The sequence below is a fragment of the Streptomyces sp. ISL-11 genome, assembly GCF_018614525.1.
In the GTDB taxonomy this organism is placed as follows: Bacteria; Actinomycetota; Actinomycetes; order Streptomycetales; family Streptomycetaceae; genus Streptomyces.
In genome coordinates this window covers 1-14,164 of sequence record NZ_JAGGOL010000159.1, presented here as the reverse complement: position 1 = coordinate 14,164, position 14,164 = coordinate 1, and the positions used below count along the sequence as shown (strand labels likewise).

The following is a 14,164-nucleotide window of genomic DNA, read 5'->3' as shown; positions in this document are numbered from 1 at the left end:
GGGTCATCGCGAGGGCGGTGCGGGCGGCCTCGTCGGCGGCGCGGGCCACGGCGGCGACGTCGCCCGTGGCCGTGGCGGCGGCGTCGGCGGCTGCGGCCGCGACGGTCAGGACGGTGCCCTCGACGGGGCGGGCGACGCCTTCGTACGCGGACTCCACGGCGCGGCGCAGGGCCCGGCGCAGCAGTTCGGCGGCGTCGGCCCGGTCGCCGGGGGCGGCGCCGGCCAGGATCTCCGCCATGCCGCGCAGCAGTTGCGCCAGGATGGTGCCGGAGTTGCCGCGCGCGCCTATGAGGGCGCCGTGGGCCATGGCCCGTACGGCGTCGGGGAGGCCCGGGAGCCGGTCCGGGGCGGCCTCGTCGCGGGCGTCCGCGGTGGCGTGGCCCGTGAAGGCCGCCTCGACGGCCCGGTGGGCGGATTCGACGGTGAGGTAGAGGTTGGTGCCGGTGTCGCCGTCCGCGACCGGGTAGACGTTGATCGCGTCGATCTCCTCCCGGGCCCGGCCGAGCGCGTCGAGCGCCAGGGCGCACCACGTGCGTACCGCCGCGGCGTCGAGGGGGCACTCCCGGACGGAGTCGGGGGGAGTGTGCGGCACCGGTGTCCTCCTCGGACCCTTGGGGGGTGTGGGGCAGTGCTCGGCAGCGTAGTCCGGGAGCGCCCGGCGAGCCTGTGGGGGCCGGACATAGGGCGACATAGGTCCCCGGGCCGGGCGGAAGGCCGCCATGGTAGTTTCGTTGTACGGGAGCAGCCGTTGTATGCTGCTCCGGTTGCCCGATGAGAATCGGGCCATACCCCCCTGATACTGCCGGTCGCTCTCTGGAGATCTCGGCACGCAGGGATTCACCGTACGTGCCTGTTGTCCCCGCGTGAGCGGGGGTGACCCGTCTTTGGAGTAACCCGTGGCTGCCAACTGCGACGTCTGCGGCAAGGGGCCGGGCTTCGGCAACGCTATTTCGCACTCGCACCGCCGTACCCCCCGTCGTTGGAACCCCAACATCCAGCGGGTGCGCGCAGTGATCGGGCGCACGCCGAAGCGGATCAACGCCTGCACCTCTTGCATCAAGGCCGGCAAGGTCTCGCGCTAGCGAGTGGTTCTCCCCGCGCAAGCGGGGGTGAGTCGGTCTCGCGTCGGCGTTCGCGCCCTGACGCGCAGCCCCCTCCGGTTGCCTGAATCGCCGGTCCACCTCATGGTGGGCCGGCTTTTCGTATGCCCGGAGCGCCCCGCGTGCGCGGGGCGGCTCGTGGGTCAGCTCCGCAGGCGCCAGCCGTGGTCGACCGGTCCGATGCCCGCGCCCAGCGGGAAGCCGGCGGCGATGGCCCCGGTGACGTAGTCCTTGGCGGCCGCCACGGCCTCCGGGACGGCGCGTCCCCTGGCCAGTTCGGCGGCGACGGCGCTCGCGAGGGTGCAGCCGGTGCCGTGGGTGTGCCGGTTGTCGTGCCGGGGGGCGCGCAGCCAGTGTTCCTCGGTGCCGTCGGTGAGCAGGTCCACGGCGTCCCCTTCGAGGTGGCCGCCCTTGACGAGCGCCCATCGGGGCCCATGGGCGAGCACCGCGTCGGCGGCCCGCCGCAGGTCGGCCTCGGCGGTCACGCGGACGCCGGTGAGCCAGGCGACCTCGTCGAGGTTGGGGGTGGCGACCGTGGCGGCCGGCAGCAGCTTCGTGCGGACCGCGTCGAGCGCGGAGGCGGCGAGCAGCGCGTCGCCGTGCTTGGAGATGCCCACGGGGTCGACGACGACGGGGACGTCCGCCATGCCGGGGCCGGTGAGGAGCTCGGCCGCGGTCTCCACCAGTTCGGCCGAGGCGAGCATGCCGGTCTTGACGGCCTGGACGCCGATGTCGTCGACGACGGCCCGGAACTGGGCCCGTACCACCTCGGCCGGCAGCGGCCAGGCGCCCCGCACCCCGCGTGAGTTCTGGGCGGTGACGGCGGTGAGGACGCTCATGCCGTGGACGCCGAGCGCGAGCATGGTCTTCAGGTCGGCCTGGATGCCCGCACCGCCGCCGGAGTCGGATCCGGCGACGGTCAGGACGCGTGGGGGTATCGGCATGCGGCCGAATCTACTCTCCGCGTGCTATTCCCCGGGCTCCGCGTCGCCGAAGTGGTCCCAGCCACCGGCCTTGTCCCAGGGGGCGCCGTCGACGGTCACCTGGGGCAGGGCGGAGGGGTTGACGACCTCGCCGATGACCTTCCAGCGGGCCGGGAGCTTCACGTCGGGCGGGAAGGTGGCCACGATCGCGTGGTCCTCTCCCCCGGTCAGCACCCACTGGAGCGGGTCGACGCCGACGGCCTGGCCGATGTCGGACATCTGCGTCGGTACGTCGATCGCCGCCGTCCGCAGGTCGATGCGGACCTTGCTGGCCTCGGCGATGTGCCCGAGGTCGGCGATGAGGCCGTCGCTGATGTCGGTCATCGCGGTGGCGCCGAGGCCGGCGGCCGCGGGGCCGGCGTGGTAGGGCGGTTCGGGGCGCCGGTGGGCCTCGACGAAGGCGCGCGGCGAGCGGAAGCCGCGGGCGAGCACGGCGTGCCCGGCGGCGGACCAGCCCAGCCAGCCGGTGACCGCGACCACGTCGCCGGGCTGGGCCCCGGAGCGGGTGACGGGCTCGTGGTTGCGCAGGTCGCCGAGGGCCGTGATGGCGACGGTGATGGTGTCGCCGCGGACCACGTCGCCGCCGACCACGGCCGCGCCGGCGACCTGGCACTCGTCGCGGATGCCGTCCATCAGCTCGGTCGGCCAGGTGACGGGGAGTTCGGCGGGCACGACGAGGCCGAGCAGGATCGCGGTCGGCACCGCGCCCATGGCGGCGATGTCGGCGAGGTTCTGCGCGGCCGCCTTGCGGCCGACGTCGTACGCGGTGGACCAGTCGCGGCGGAAGTGCCGGCCCTCCAGGAGCACGTCCGTACTGGCCACGACCCTCCGGTCGGGCGCAGCGACCACCGCGGCGTCGTCACCCGGCCCGAGCCGGACCGCAGGGGTGGTGGTGAGCCGGGAAGTAAGCTCTCTGATGAGCCCGAACTCCCCCAACTCGCCCACGGTGCCTTTCACTGAGCTCCTCCTAGGAGTATCGGTTGTGACATGCGCCGCGCCGCGCAGGCAGCGCGGGTCTCCCCGCGCCGTACGGCGACGCGGTACCGTGGCGTCTCTTCTCCCCACATGATCCTCGAAGCCGCCCTGGAGGTTCCGTGGTACAGGCGTACATCCTGATCCAGACCGAGGTCGGCAAGGCGTCGACCGTCGCCGAAGTCATCTCGAAGATCCCCGGTGTGCTCCAGGCCGAGGACGTGACCGGTCCGTACGACGTGATCGTCCGCGCCCAGGCCGACACCGTGGACGAACTCGGCCGCATGGTGGTCGCCAAGGTCCAGCAGGTGGACGGCATCACCCGCACTCTGACCTGTCCGGTCGTCCATCTGTAGGTCCCCCGTATGCTCGGCCGGTGAAGTCTTCGCTCCGCCGGTCGTTCGGCCTGCCCGCCGTCGTCGTCCTCTTCGCCGTTGCCGGCTGCTCTTCGAGCGACGACGCGGCGGGCATCACCGTTCCCACGCCCTCCGGGCCGCAGGCCGCCAAGTGCCGTGCGCTGCACCAGGAGCTGCCCGCGACCGTCGACGGGCTGAAGCGGCGTGCCACCGATCCCGTCTCCGACTTCACCGCCGCCTGGGGCGAGGGTCCGTCGGTCTCCCTGAGCTGCGGGGTGGAAAAGCCCGAGAAGCTGGTGCGCCACCCCGACGCGGACTCCATGGAGATCGACGGGGTGAAGTGGATGCCCGAGAAGCAGCCCGACGGCTCCGTGCGCTGCACCACGGTGACGCGCGAGGCGTGGGTGCGGGTGACGCTGCCGAAGAAGGTGGTGGGCGACGCCGGTGACATGAGTGCGCTCACTGATCTCACCGACGCCGTCCGCAGGACGATCCCCGTAGGGGTCATCGACTAGCGCAGGCCCGTGGACCGCCGCAGCGCGGCCTGGATCAGCCGGTCCACCAGCTCGGGGTAGCCGACCCCGCTCTCCTGCCACATGCGCGGGTACATGGAGATCGGTGTGAAGCCCGGCATGGTGTTGATCTCGTTGATGACGAACTCGCCGTCCTCGGTGAGGAAGAAGTCCGCGCGGACGAGGCCCTCGCAGGAGACGGCGTCGAAGGCCCGTACGGCCAGCTCCTGGATCCGGCGGGTCTCGTCCTCGGTCAGCGGGGCGGGCACGATGCCGGCGGCCGAGTCGATGTACTTCGCCTCGAAGTCGTAGAAGTCGTGGGCGGTGACCGGGGGGATCTCGGCGGGGACGCTCGCGCGCGGCCCGTCCTCGAACTCCAGGACGCCGCACTCGATCTCCCGGCCGCGCAGCAGCGACTCGACGATGATCTTCGGGTCGTGGCGCTGTGCCTCGGCGACGGCCTCGTCCAGGCCGGAGAGGTCGTCGACCTTGGTGATGCCCATGGAGGAGCCACCGCGGGCGGGCTTGATGAACAGGGGCCAGCCGTGCTCGCCGGCGAAGTCGACGATCTTCTTGCGGGCGGCGGCCGGGTCGGTGTGCCACTCGCGGGGGCGGATCACCTCGTACGGGCCGACCGGCAGGCCGTAGGAGATGAAGACGCGCTTCATGTACTCCTTGTCCTGGCCGACGGCGGAGGCGAGGACGCCGGCGCCGACGTAGGGGACGCCGGAGAGCTCCAGCATGCCCTGGAGGGTGCCGTCCTCGCCGTAGGGGCCGTGCAGCATGGGGAAGACGACATCGACCTCGCCCAGCGCCTTGGGCACCGTGCCCGGCTCGGAGTAGACGATCTCGCGGGCGGTGGGGTCGACCGGGAGGACCACGGTGCCGTCGGGCGACTGGGCGAGCTGCTCGACGTTCGGCAGCACGCGGTCGGCGATGGCCATCCGCTCGGGGTCGTCGGCGGTGAGCGCCCAACGGCCGTCGGTGGTAATGCCGATCGGCAGCACGTCGTACTTCGTGCGGTCGATGGCGGCCAGCACGGCGCCGGCGGTGACGACGGAGATCGCATGTTCGGAACTGCGGCCGCCGAACACGACCGCGACACGCGGCTTCCGGTCAGGGCTCTGGGTGGAGGTCTCGCTGCTCATATCGCGACGAGAGTACCTCGTGGTCCGCCGGACGCGGTGTCGCGTGTCAGTGCCGCTCGGGCTTGGCGCTGCGCGACATGAGCTCCTTGAGGGCCACCAGGGGCGGCTTGCCCTCGTGGACGATCTCCACGACGGTCTCGGTGATCGGCATGTCGACGTCGTGGCGGCGGGCCAGATCCAGCACGGACTCGCAGGACTTGACGCCCTCGGCGGTCTGCTTGGTGACCGCGATGGTCTCGGCGAGGGTCATGCCGCGGCCGAGGTTGGTGCCGAAGGTGTGGTTGCGCGAGAGCGGCGAGGAGCAGGTGGCGACGAGGTCGCCCATGCCCGCGAGACCGGCGAAGGTGTGCGCGTCGGCGCCCATCGCGAGGCCCAGCCGGGTCGTCTCGGCGAGCCCGCGGGTGATGAGGGACGCCTTGGCGTTGTCGCCCAGGCCCATGCCGTCGGCGATGCCGACGGCGAGCGCGATGACGTTCTTGACGGCACCGCCCAGCTCGCAGCCGACCACGTCGGTGTTGGTGTACGGGCGGAAGTAGGGGGTGTGGCAGGCGGCCTGGAGCCGCTTGGCCACGGACTCGTCGCGGCAGGCGACCACGGCGGCGGCGGGCTGCCGGTCGGCGATCTCCTTGGCGAGGTTGGGGCCGGTGAGGACCGCGACGCGGTCCGGGGAGACCTTGGCCACCTCCTCGACGACCTCGCTCATCCGCTTGGCGGTGCCCAGCTCGACGCCCTTCATCAGGGAGACGAGGACGGTGTCGGGGGCCAGCAGCGGCGCCCACTGCGTGAGGTTGCCGCGCAGGGTCTGGGAGGGGACGGCGAGGACGGTGAACGCCGCGCCGTCGGCCGCCTCGGCGGGGTCGGTGGTGGCCCGTACGCCGGCGGGGAGCTCGGTGCCCGGCAGGTAGTCGGGGTTGGTGCGGGTGGTGTTGATGGCGTCCACGAGGGCGGCCCTGCGGCCCCACATGGTCACCTCGCAGCCGGCGTCGGCGAGGATCATCGCGAAGGCGGTGCCCCAGGAACCGGTGCCGTAGACGGCGCAGCGCGTCACTTGTCGTCCCCTTCGCCCTGCCGGGCTCGGCGGCGGGCCTCGGCCAGCGCCTTCTTGTGGTTGTAGGGCTCGGCGGGAGCGGGCTCGCCGCGGAGTTCGGCCAGCAGCGCGGTGATGGCGGCCATGATGTCGTCGGTGGCGGCGCGCAGCACGTCGGCCGTCGGTTCCTTGCCGTAGTAGGCGCTCAGGTCGACGGGCGGGCCCGCCGTCACCCTGAGCGTCTTGCGGGGGAAGAGCCGGAGCTTCTTCTCCTTGGCGTACGGCGGCATGGCCTCGTTGGCGCCCCACTGGGCGACCGGGATGACGGGGGCCTTGGTGAGCAGCGCGACGCGGGCGGCGCCGGTCTTGCCCTCCATGGGCCACATGTCCGGGTCGCGGGTGAGGGTGCCCTCGGGGTAGAAGGCCACGCACTCGCCCCTGTTGATGGCGTCGACGGCGGACCGGAAGGCGGTGGCGGCGTCGGCGGACTCGCGGTAGACGGGGATCTGGCCCGTGCCGTGCAGGATCCTGCCGACGAAACCGGTCCTGAACAGGGCGGCCTTGGCGAGGAAGCGGGGGACGCGCCCGGTGTTGTACTGGAAGTGGGCGTACGACAGCGGGTCGAGATAGGAGTTGTGGTTGACCGCGGTGATAAATCCGCCGTCGGCCGGAATGTGCTCCATTCCCTGCCAGTCCCGCTTGAACAGAACCACGAGCGGCGGTTTTGCCAACACCGCCGTAAAGCGGTACCAGAAGCCGATTCTGTGGCGGGACACTCGGACACCCTTCTCTTGGGACCTGGGGGCTGTATGAACCCGGAGGCCGCACAAGTGTCGCCCCAGGTACCCGGTCTGTCGAGAACACCGTAACCCCGCCCTCCCCGGGCGGCTGCGGCAGCGGGTGACAATGATGCTCATGCGAAGAGAGGGGGCGGATGTGGTCTGGACCCTGGTGGTGCCGCTGAAGCCGCTGGCCCTGGCCAAGAGCAGGCTCGGCAGAGGGCCCGGGCGTGCGCCGCGGCCCGCCCTGGCACTGGCCTTCGCCCTGGACACCGTGGCCGCGGCGCTGGCCTGCCGGGCCGTGCGGGATGTGGTGGTCGTCACGGACGACCCGGTGGCCGGGGCGGAGCTCGGGGCCCTCGGCGCCCTGGTGCTGAGCGAGCCGACGGGGGCCGGCGGGCTGAACGGCGCCCTGGCGCACGGTGCGCGGACGGTACGGCACAGCGCGCCGGGTTCGGCGGTCGCGACGCTCAACGCGGATCTGCCCGCACTGCGTCCGGTGGAACTCGGGCGGGTGCTCGATTCGGCCGTGGAATTCCCGCGCGCATTTCTCGCGGACGCGGCGGGAATCGGTACGACACTGCTGGCGGCGGCGCCGGGAACGGAATTGGCTCCGGCGTTCGAGGGCCGTTCGCGCGCCCGTCACCGGGCCTCGGGAGCGCGGGAGATCGAGCTGGCGGGGGTGGATTCCGTGCGCCAGGACGTGGACACGGAAGAGGATTTGCGGGCGGCCCTGGCACTGGGGGTGGGACCACGGACGGCCGCGGCCGCGGAGGGGCTGGCGCCTCGGCCCGCACCGGCCGACTAGGCCGTGTCCGGCGGATCTTCGGCTGCGGGCCGCATTGCCGCCTGCGGCGGCGGGCTGCTTTGCCGCCTGCGGCGGCGGGCTGCTTTGCCGCCTGCGGCGTGGTGTCCTCAATCGCCGGACGGGCTTGATTGCGCTGGGCCCGGCCGCTTTCGAGCCCGTCCGGCGTTTGAGGACACAACACAGCAGCCCGTCCGGCGTTTGAGGACACCACCGTCCGCAGAGCCCGCTCACATGATCCGCCGGACACGGCATAGGCTGGCCGCATGCAGGCCACCGCGTACACCTACGACCCCCGGACCCGCTGCGGGAGCGTCCTCCTCGACGACGGCACCCCGGTGCCCTTCGACGCGGCGGCCTTCGACGCGGGCGGCCTGCGGCTGCTGAGGCCGGGCCAGCGGGTACGGATCGTCCTGGAGGACGTGCCACGGGACGCACCGGAACCGGCGGGTGACGCCGGGGGCCGCCGGGTGACGCTGGTGACGCTCCAGACCTTCTGAGCCGCCGCCGGGCGTTCTCCGCCGGCACGTCCGTCATGGCGCCGTCGCGCCCCACCACGCACCGCGGGCCGGGCTCCCCGAGGGGAGCCCGGCCCGGCGCGTGACGCCGTTCGCAGCCTTACTTCTTGGCGGCGGACTTCTTGGCGGTGGTCTTGCGCGCGGTGGTCTTGCGCGCCGGAGCCTTGGTCGCCGTGGCCTTCTTGGCAGGGGCCGTCTTCTTCGCGGCCGCCTTCTTGGCGGTGGCCGTGGTCTTCTTCGCCGGCGTGGCCTTCTTGGCGGCGGCCTTGGTGGCGGTGGCCGTCGTCTTCTTGGCCGTGGTCTTCTTCGCCGCCGGCGCGGCCTTCTTCGCGGTGGCCTTCTTGGCCGCCGCCGCGGTGGTGGTCTTCTTGGCCGCGGTCTTCGCCGTGGTCTTCTTCGCGGCGGTGGCCGGAGCGGCCTTCTTCGCCGCGGCCTTCTTGGCGGTGGCCTTCTTGGCCGCGGCCTTGGCCGTGGTCTTCACCCCGCCGGTCAGGCTGCCCTTGGGCGCCTTCTTGACCGCGACGTCGTTCTTCGGCAGCTTCTTCGAGCCGCTCACCAGGTCCTTGAAGCCCTGACCCGCGCGGAAGCGGGGCACGGAGGTCTTCTTGACCCGCACCCGCTCACCCGTCTGCGGGTTGCGGGCGTAGCGGGCCGGACGGTCGACCTTCTCGAAAGAGCCGAAGCCGGTGACCGAGACCCGGTCGCCCGCGACGACCGCGCGGACGATCGCGTCGAGCACCGCGTCGACGGCGTCTGCGGCCTGCTGACGGCCGCCGACCTTGTCGGCAATCGCTTCAACGAGCTGCGCCTTGTTCACGTCTTCCCCTTCGGAGACATTGCTGGAACGAATGCGTTCCAGCCTTTTCGCACGTTAGGCAGATATATACCGCAAATCAAACACGAAACGGTCTAATCACCCTTGTGCCGCAACGAACTCGACCATCACGGAGTTCCGTCGCGGTCGGGCCCTTCGGGGAAACGGCCCTCGTCGAGGTCGTTCATCAGCCGGTCCAGACGCCTTGCCGCGCCTGAGAGATCGTGCTTCGCCGCGGCCGTGATGGCCAGCAGCTTCCGGGACAGCGCCATCCGTACGCCCTCCGGGACTTGCAGTGCGCGCACCCTTGTGTGCGCTTCCTTGAGTTGGTCGGCGACGAGCCGGTAAAGCTCGAGTTGGCTGTCGCGTTCCATGCACCGATTGTGCCATCTGAGGCGAGTTGTCGCTTCACAGGGCCTCAACAGAGCGATGCGCCCCCTGTCCGAAGACAGGGGGCGCATCATGCCAAACCCTGGGTGAGCAGCGAAAATCCGGGTCCCCGTCCGGTTCCCCGGACTGGGCCGTACGGGCTCGAAATTCGTGTCAGATCCGGGCCGTGGCGGGCTTGAACGCGGGCCTGTGGGCCTCGTACGCGGCGATGTCCGCCTCGTGCCGCAGGGTCAGACCGATGTCGTCGAGACCCTCCAGGAGACGCCACCGGGCGTTCTCGTCAAGATGGAAATCAGCCGTGATGCCCTCGGCCCGCACCTGGCGCGCCACGAGGTCGACGGTCACCTCTGCCGTCGGGTCGGCCTCGGTCAGCTCCCAGAGGGCGTCGACGGTCTCCTGGGGCAGGACGACGGTCAGCAGACCGTTCTTGAGCGAGTTGCCGCGGAAGATGTCGGCGAACCGGGACGAGACGACGGTCTTGAAGCCGTAGTTCTGCAGCGCCCAGACCGCGTGCTCGCGGGAGGAGCCGGTGCCGAAGTCGGGTCCGGCGACCAGGACGGAGGCGCCCCGGCGCTCGGGACGGTTGAGCACGAACTCCGGGTCCTTGCGCCACGCCTCGAAGAGCCCGTCCTCGAAGCCGTCGCGGGTGACCTTCTTGAGCCAGTGCGCGGGGATGATCTGGTCCGTGTCGACATTGCTGCGGCGCAGCGGCACGGCCCGGCCGGTGTGTGCGGTGAATGCTTCCATGTCTGCTCAGGCCCCCACGGGAGTACGAACGTCGGACACGCCGGCCGGGCCGGTCAGATCCGCCGGGGAGGCCAGATGGCCCAGTACGGCGGTGGCGGCGGCGACCTGCGGCGAGACCAGGTGGGTGCGGCCGCCCTTGCCCTGCCTGCCCTCGAAGTTACGGTTGGAGGTCGACGCGGACCTCTCTCCGGGCGCGAGTTGGTCGGGGTTCATGCCCAGGCACATCGAACAGCCCGCGTGCCGCCACTCGGCGCCGGCGGCGGTGAACACCTTGTCCAGCCCCTCGGCGACGGCCTGGAGCGAGACCCGGACCGAGCCGGGGACGACCAGCATGCGGACGCCGTCGGCGACACGGCGCCCCCGGATGACCTCCGCGACCGAGCGCAGGTCCTCGATGCGGCCATTGGTGCAGGACCCCACGAAGACCGTGTCCACCCGGATGTCCTTCAGCTGCTGACCTGCCGTCAACCCCATGTATTCCAGGGCCTTTTCGGCGGCGAAGCGGTCCGAGGGGTCGGCGTAGGAGGCCGGGTCGGGCACGGCGGCGGACAGCGGCGCGCCCTGGCCCGGGTTGGTGCCCCAGGTGACGAACGGGGAGAGCTCGGTGGCGTCGATGACCACCTCGTGGTCGAAGACGGCGTCGTCGTCGGTGCGCAGCGTGCGCCAGTACGCGACGGCGGCGTCCCATTCGTCGTCGCCGGGGGCGTGGGGACGGCCCCGGAGGTAGTCGAAGGTGGTCTCGTCGGGGGCGATCATGCCGGCCCGGGCGCCCGCCTCGATGGACATGTTGCAGACGGTCATCCGCGCCTCCATCGAGAGCTTCTCGATGGCCGGGCCGCGGTACTCGATGACATAGCCCTGGCCGCCGCCGGTGCCGATCCGGGCGATGACGGCGAGGATCAGGTCCTTGGCGGTGACGCCCTCGGGGAGTTCACCCTCGACGGTGACGGCCATGGTCCGGAACGGGGCCAGCGGCAGCGTCTGGGTGGCCAGGACGTGCTCGACCTGGCTGGTGCCGATGCCGAACGCCAGCGCGCCGAACGCGCCGTGGGTGGAGGTGTGGCTGTCCCCGCAGACGACGGTGGTGCCGGGCTGGGTCAGTCCCAGCTGGGGTCCCACGACGTGGACGACTCCCTGCTCGACGTCGCCCAGCGGGTGCAGCCGCACGCCGAACTCGGCGCAGTTCTTGCGCAGCGTCTCCAGCTGGGTGCGGGAGACGGGGTCCGCGATGGGCTTGTCGATGTCGAGGGTGGGGGTGTTGTGGTCCTCGGTGGCGATGGTCAGGTCGAGGCGCCGGACCGGGCGGCCGGCCTTGCGCAGGCCGTCGAAGGCCTGCGGGCTGGTGACCTCGTGGAGCAGGTGCAGATCGATGTAGAGGAGGTCGGGCTCGCCTTCGGCGCGCGTGACGACGTGGTCGTCCCAGACCTTCTCCGCGAGTGTCCGTCCCATCGCTGTCCCTCCGGCCGGCGTCGCTGCCGGACCAAGTCGTGTGCCTGTGGGGTGCTGTCCGTACAGGTTCGCGCCTCCGCCGGAAAATTGAACTTGCGTTTCACAGTGTGAGACGCAAGTATCGTTGCATGGACAACTCCGGTGGCACCTCTAGCGGTGTGGGCGTACTCGACAAGGCGGCTCTGGTACTGAGCGCTCTGGAGTCCGGTCCGGCGACCCTGGCCGGGCTGGTCACGGCGACCGGGCTGGCGCGCCCGACGGCCCACCGGCTCGCGGTGGCGCTGGAACACCACCGCATGGTGGCGAGGGACATGCAGGGCCGGTTCATCCTCGGCCCGCGGCTGAGCGAGCTGGCGGCCGCGGCGGGCGAGGACCGGCTCCTGGCCACGGCGGGCCCGGTGCTCACGCACCTGCGGGACGTGACCGGCGAGAGCGCGCAGCTCTACCGCCGCCAGGGCGACATGCGCATCTGCGTGGCGGCGGCGGAGCGGCTGTCCGGACTCCGGGACACGGTGCCGGTCGGCTCGACGCTGCCGATGAAGGCCGGCTCGGCGGCGCAGGTACTCATGGCGTGGGAGGAGCCCGAGCGGCTGCACCGCGGCCTGCAGGGCGCCCGCTTCACGGCCACCGCGCTCTCGGGCGTACGACGCCGGGGCTGGGCCCAGTCGATCGGCGAGCGGGAGCCGGGCGTCGCCTCGGTCTCCGCCCCCGTGCGCGGCCCCTCCAACCGCGTGGTCGCCGCCGTCTCGGTCTCCGGCCCCATCGAGCGCCTGACCCGCCACCCGGGCCGGATGCACGCCCAGGCGGTCATCGACGCGGCCATGCGACTCAGCGAGGCCCTGCGCCGCAACGGCTGATCAGGCCGGTCGGGCGGTGGGGGCGCCGAGTCGCTCGGCGGCCCGCTCACCGCGCCGGCGCACGGGCTCGGTGCCGTACGCCGCGCCGAGCCCGACCGGCGGCATTCCGCCGTAGAGGGTCTCGTAGGACCCGGCCGGGACGAGGTACATCTCGTGCCAGACCCCCATATTGCCCCCACTGCCCCGCGCGCGCCGGTTGAACGCCGCCCGCGCGGGGCGGTGCCGCTTGTCCGAGGCCGAGGCGTAGGCGAGCAGCTTCTCGCGCGACTCCCAGTACTGGACGACCATGGGCGCCCGTGGCCCGGCGCTCAGCATCCGGTATCCGAGCAGTCCGCTGTCCGGGTCGGCGGAGAGCTCCTTGAGCATGCGCGGCATCGCGACGAGCGTGGGCAGCCAGTGCCGCACCGCCCGCCACCGGTTGACGCGCATCCCGACCAGGAAGACGACCACGTCCCCCTCGGCGGCCGCGGTGACGCGTTCGACTGTCGGCTCGGTACGCATGGCGATCCCCCACCCCTCGTTGGATAGCGTCGCTATCCATGCTTGGATAGTGCCACTACCCAAGGAAGGGCGCAACCGGATGCGACTGGCGGAACTGAGCGAACGCAGCGGGGTCTCCACCGCCACGATCAAGTACTACCTGCGCGAGGGGCTGCTCCAGCCCGGCCGCAGGGTCTCGGCGACGCAGGCCGAGTACGGCGAGGACCACCTACGCCGGCTGCGGCTGGTGCGGGCCCTGATCCAGATCGGCAAGGTGCCGGTGGCCACCGCCCGGGAAGTGATCACCGCCGCCGAGGACGAGTCGCTCGGCCACCACATGCGGCTGGGCGCGGCGACCCTGGCGCTGCCGATCGGCCCGGAGCCCGCCGACGACGACCCCGCCACCGAGACCGCGCGCCGGTCGGTGGCGGCGCTGCTGGAGCGTCTCGGCTGGCCTTTCGAGTGCGGTCTGGACGAGCCCACGCCCGCCCGCCGCACCCTGGTCGCCGCCGTCGCCGCGCTGGTGCGCCTGGGCTACCCCTGCGACGTCGAGCAATTGCTGCCGTACGGGCGGCTGGCCGAGCGGCTGGCGGTCACCGACCTCGACCTGGTGGAGCGCCAACCCACCCCGGCCGGTCAGATCGAGGCGGCCGTGGCGCTGACGGTGCTGTACGAGCCGGTGCTACTGAGCCTGCGGCGGCTGGCGCACGCGGAGGAGTCCGCCCGCCGGTTCACCTAGGCGGTGAGCGGCACTCTTCGGCTGCGGGCCGTCTTTGCCGCCTGCGGCGGCGGGCGCCCTTCGGGCGCGTCCTCAAGCTCCCCCAGCTACCGCTGGGAGGTGCCCCCAGACGGGCCGATTTGGCTGGGCTCGGCCGATTTCAGCCCGTCCACACAGGCAACCACTGGATCCGTCCCCCGGTCACAGGCGCTCGGCGTCGCACGGGCCGGCGATGCGCAGGGTGATCCGGGTCGAGGAATCCTCCGCCCGGACGTCCAGCGACTCACTGAGCCGGCGGGCGAGCCAGAGGCCGTCCTCGGCGCTCGGGTCCTCGGGCGGCCCGGGCGGGCGGAAGCCCGCGAAGGGCGGTACGCGGCCGCCGGGCGGGCCCGTGCGCAGCAGCTCGTACACGACCGCCCCGGGCTCCTCCCAGGCGCTCAGGGCCACCCGCGCACCGGCGGCGGCCAGCAGATGGCCGGCGGCCTCGCAGACCGCGAGCGCTGCCAGCG

The 14,164-nt window shown here is 72.1% G+C and carries 19 protein-coding genes; 7 read left to right on the top strand and 12 right to left on the bottom strand.

Features of this window, described 5'->3' with window-relative positions; all coding sequences use genetic code 11:
• The coding region (locus tag J7E86_RS26775; protein ID WP_215085105.1) for a DAK2 domain-containing protein at positions 1-691 on the bottom strand (691 nt) is incomplete at its 3' end.
• Between the two features lie 205 nt (positions 692-896).
• Between J7E86_RS26775 and rpmB the strand changes: the two genes are divergently transcribed.
• Positions 897-1,082, top strand: a complete 186-nt coding sequence (gene rpmB / locus J7E86_RS26770; protein ID WP_087926075.1) for a 50S ribosomal protein L28 — start codon at positions 897-899, stop codon at positions 1,080-1,082.
• Positions 1,083-1,243: 161 nt separating this feature from the next.
• Here rpmB and thiD read toward each other — a convergent pair whose 3' ends face one another.
• The gene (thiD, locus tag J7E86_RS26765) at positions 1,244-2,044 is read right to left on the bottom strand and encodes a bifunctional hydroxymethylpyrimidine kinase/phosphomethylpyrimidine kinase (protein WP_215085103.1); all 801 of its coding nucleotides are present in this window, start codon (positions 2,042-2,044) and stop codon (positions 1,244-1,246) included.
• Between the two features lie 24 nt (positions 2,045-2,068).
• Positions 2,069-3,040 carry a thiamine-phosphate kinase gene (locus J7E86_RS26760; RefSeq protein ID WP_215085101.1) on the bottom strand — a complete coding sequence of 324 codons (972 nt, stop codon included), beginning with the start codon at positions 3,038-3,040 and terminating at the stop codon, positions 2,069-2,071.
• Between the two features lie 137 nt (positions 3,041-3,177).
• Here J7E86_RS26760 and J7E86_RS26755 point away from each other — a divergent pair, with 137 nt between their 5' ends.
• Together J7E86_RS26755 and J7E86_RS26750 are read left to right on the top strand one after the other, a co-directional pair.
• Positions 3,178-3,411: an Lrp/AsnC family transcriptional regulator gene (locus J7E86_RS26755; protein ID WP_215085099.1), complete on the top strand. Its 234-nt coding sequence runs from the start codon at positions 3,178-3,180 to the stop codon at positions 3,409-3,411.
• A 20-nt stretch (positions 3,412-3,431) separates the two neighbouring features.
• Complete coding sequence (locus tag J7E86_RS26750) at positions 3,432-3,926, top strand: DUF3515 domain-containing protein (protein WP_215085097.1); 495 nt, start codon at positions 3,432-3,434, stop codon at positions 3,924-3,926.
• Here J7E86_RS26750 and J7E86_RS26745 read toward each other — a convergent pair.
• Genes J7E86_RS26745 through J7E86_RS26735 form a run of 3 tightly spaced genes read right to left on the bottom strand, consistent with a single transcriptional unit; the run spans position 3,923 to position 6,874 of the window.
• Positions 3,923-5,071: a D-alanine--D-alanine ligase family protein gene (locus J7E86_RS26745; RefSeq protein ID WP_215085095.1), complete on the bottom strand. Its 1,149-nt coding sequence runs from the start codon at positions 5,069-5,071 to the stop codon at positions 3,923-3,925. The two genes, J7E86_RS26750 and J7E86_RS26745, sit on opposite strands and share 4 nt — an antisense overlap.
• Positions 5,072-5,117: 46 nt before the next feature.
• Positions 5,118-6,119 carry an NAD(P)H-dependent glycerol-3-phosphate dehydrogenase gene (locus tag J7E86_RS26740; protein WP_215085093.1) on the bottom strand — a complete coding sequence of 334 codons (1,002 nt, stop codon included), beginning with the start codon at positions 6,117-6,119 and terminating at the stop codon, positions 5,118-5,120.
• Complete coding sequence (locus J7E86_RS26735; protein WP_215085091.1) at positions 6,116-6,874, bottom strand: 1-acyl-sn-glycerol-3-phosphate acyltransferase; 759 nt, start codon at positions 6,872-6,874, stop codon at positions 6,116-6,118. The genes J7E86_RS26740 and J7E86_RS26735 overlap by 4 nt, the downstream gene beginning before the upstream one ends.
• Positions 6,875-7,013: 139 nt before the next feature.
• Between J7E86_RS26735 and cofC the strand changes: the two genes are divergently transcribed.
• On the top strand, positions 7,014-7,685 hold the full coding sequence (cofC, locus tag J7E86_RS26730; protein ID WP_251019729.1) for a 2-phospho-L-lactate guanylyltransferase: 672 nt from the start codon (positions 7,014-7,016) through the stop codon (positions 7,683-7,685).
• 263 nt (positions 7,686-7,948) lie between these two features.
• Positions 7,949-8,182 carry a hypothetical protein gene (locus tag J7E86_RS26725; RefSeq protein ID WP_215085089.1) on the top strand — a complete coding sequence of 78 codons (234 nt, stop codon included), beginning with the start codon at positions 7,949-7,951 and terminating at the stop codon, positions 8,180-8,182.
• A gap of 118 nt (positions 8,183-8,300) precedes the next feature.
• Here J7E86_RS26725 and J7E86_RS26720 read toward each other — a convergent pair whose 3' ends face one another.
• The 4 genes from J7E86_RS26720 to leuC all read right to left on the bottom strand — a co-directional run bounded on the left by J7E86_RS26720 (position 8,301) and on the right by leuC (position 11,600).
• Positions 8,301-9,017 (bottom strand): HU family DNA-binding protein, encoded by a 717-nt coding sequence (locus J7E86_RS26720; RefSeq protein ID WP_215085087.1) that lies wholly within the window; start codon positions 9,015-9,017, stop codon positions 8,301-8,303.
• A gap of 125 nt (positions 9,018-9,142) precedes the next feature.
• Positions 9,143-9,388, bottom strand: a complete 246-nt coding sequence (locus tag J7E86_RS26715) for a hypothetical protein (RefSeq protein ID WP_215085085.1) — start codon at positions 9,386-9,388, stop codon at positions 9,143-9,145.
• A 169-nt stretch (positions 9,389-9,557) separates the two neighbouring features.
• Positions 9,558-10,151 (bottom strand): 3-isopropylmalate dehydratase small subunit, encoded by a 594-nt coding sequence (gene leuD / locus J7E86_RS26710; protein ID WP_215085083.1) that lies wholly within the window; start codon positions 10,149-10,151, stop codon positions 9,558-9,560.
• A 6-nt stretch (positions 10,152-10,157) separates the two neighbouring features.
• Complete coding sequence (leuC, locus tag J7E86_RS26705) at positions 10,158-11,600, bottom strand: 3-isopropylmalate dehydratase large subunit (RefSeq protein WP_215085081.1); 1,443 nt, start codon at positions 11,598-11,600, stop codon at positions 10,158-10,160.
• A gap of 128 nt (positions 11,601-11,728) precedes the next feature.
• Here leuC and ndgR point away from each other — a divergent pair, with 128 nt between their 5' ends.
• Positions 11,729-12,457 (top strand): IclR family transcriptional regulator NdgR, encoded by a 729-nt coding sequence (gene ndgR / locus J7E86_RS26700; protein ID WP_215085079.1) that lies wholly within the window; start codon positions 11,729-11,731, stop codon positions 12,455-12,457.
• Here ndgR and J7E86_RS26695 read toward each other — a convergent pair whose 3' ends face one another.
• Positions 12,458-12,958, bottom strand: coding sequence for a DUF4188 domain-containing protein (locus tag J7E86_RS26695; RefSeq protein ID WP_215085077.1), 501 nt, complete (start codon positions 12,956-12,958; stop codon positions 12,458-12,460).
• Between the two features lie 79 nt (positions 12,959-13,037).
• Between J7E86_RS26695 and J7E86_RS26690 the strand changes: the two genes are divergently transcribed.
• The gene (locus J7E86_RS26690) at positions 13,038-13,676 is read left to right on the top strand and encodes a MerR family transcriptional regulator (RefSeq protein WP_215085075.1); all 639 of its coding nucleotides are present in this window, start codon (positions 13,038-13,040) and stop codon (positions 13,674-13,676) included.
• A 180-nt stretch (positions 13,677-13,856) separates the two neighbouring features.
• On the opposite strand, the gene J7E86_RS26685 is transcribed toward J7E86_RS26690, so the two are convergent.
• Positions 13,857-14,164: hypothetical protein (locus J7E86_RS26685; protein ID WP_215085073.1), on the bottom strand; the 308-nt coding region annotated here is incomplete at its 5' end.

Excerpts from the sequence above, each read along its gene's own strand:
- cofC (WP_251019729.1), top strand. The coding sequence starts at position 7,014 with ATGCGAAGAGAGGGGGCGGATGTGGTCTGGACCCTGGTGGTGCCGCTG.
- J7E86_RS26690 (WP_215085075.1), top strand. The coding sequence starts at position 13,038 with ATGCGACTGGCGGAACTGAGCGAACGCAGCGGGGTCTCCACCGCCACG.
- J7E86_RS26745 (WP_215085095.1), bottom strand. The coding sequence starts at position 5,071 with ATGAGCAGCGAGACCTCCACCCAGAGCCCTGACCGGAAGCCGCGTGTC.
- leuD (WP_215085083.1), bottom strand. The coding sequence starts at position 10,151 with ATGGAAGCATTCACCGCACACACCGGCCGGGCCGTGCCGCTGCGCCGC.
- J7E86_RS26715 (WP_215085085.1), bottom strand. The coding sequence starts at position 9,388 with ATGGAACGCGACAGCCAACTCGAGCTTTACCGGCTCGTCGCCGACCAA.
- thiD (WP_215085103.1), bottom strand. The coding sequence starts at position 2,044 with ATGCCGATACCCCCACGCGTCCTGACCGTCGCCGGATCCGACTCCGGC.
- ndgR (WP_215085079.1), top strand. The coding sequence starts at position 11,729 with ATGGACAACTCCGGTGGCACCTCTAGCGGTGTGGGCGTACTCGACAAG.
- leuC (WP_215085081.1), bottom strand. The coding sequence starts at position 11,600 with ATGGGACGGACACTCGCGGAGAAGGTCTGGGACGACCACGTCGTCACG.
- J7E86_RS26725 (WP_215085089.1), top strand. The coding sequence starts at position 7,949 with ATGCAGGCCACCGCGTACACCTACGACCCCCGGACCCGCTGCGGGAGC.
- J7E86_RS26695 (WP_215085077.1), bottom strand. The coding sequence starts at position 12,958 with ATGCGTACCGAGCCGACAGTCGAACGCGTCACCGCGGCCGCCGAGGGG.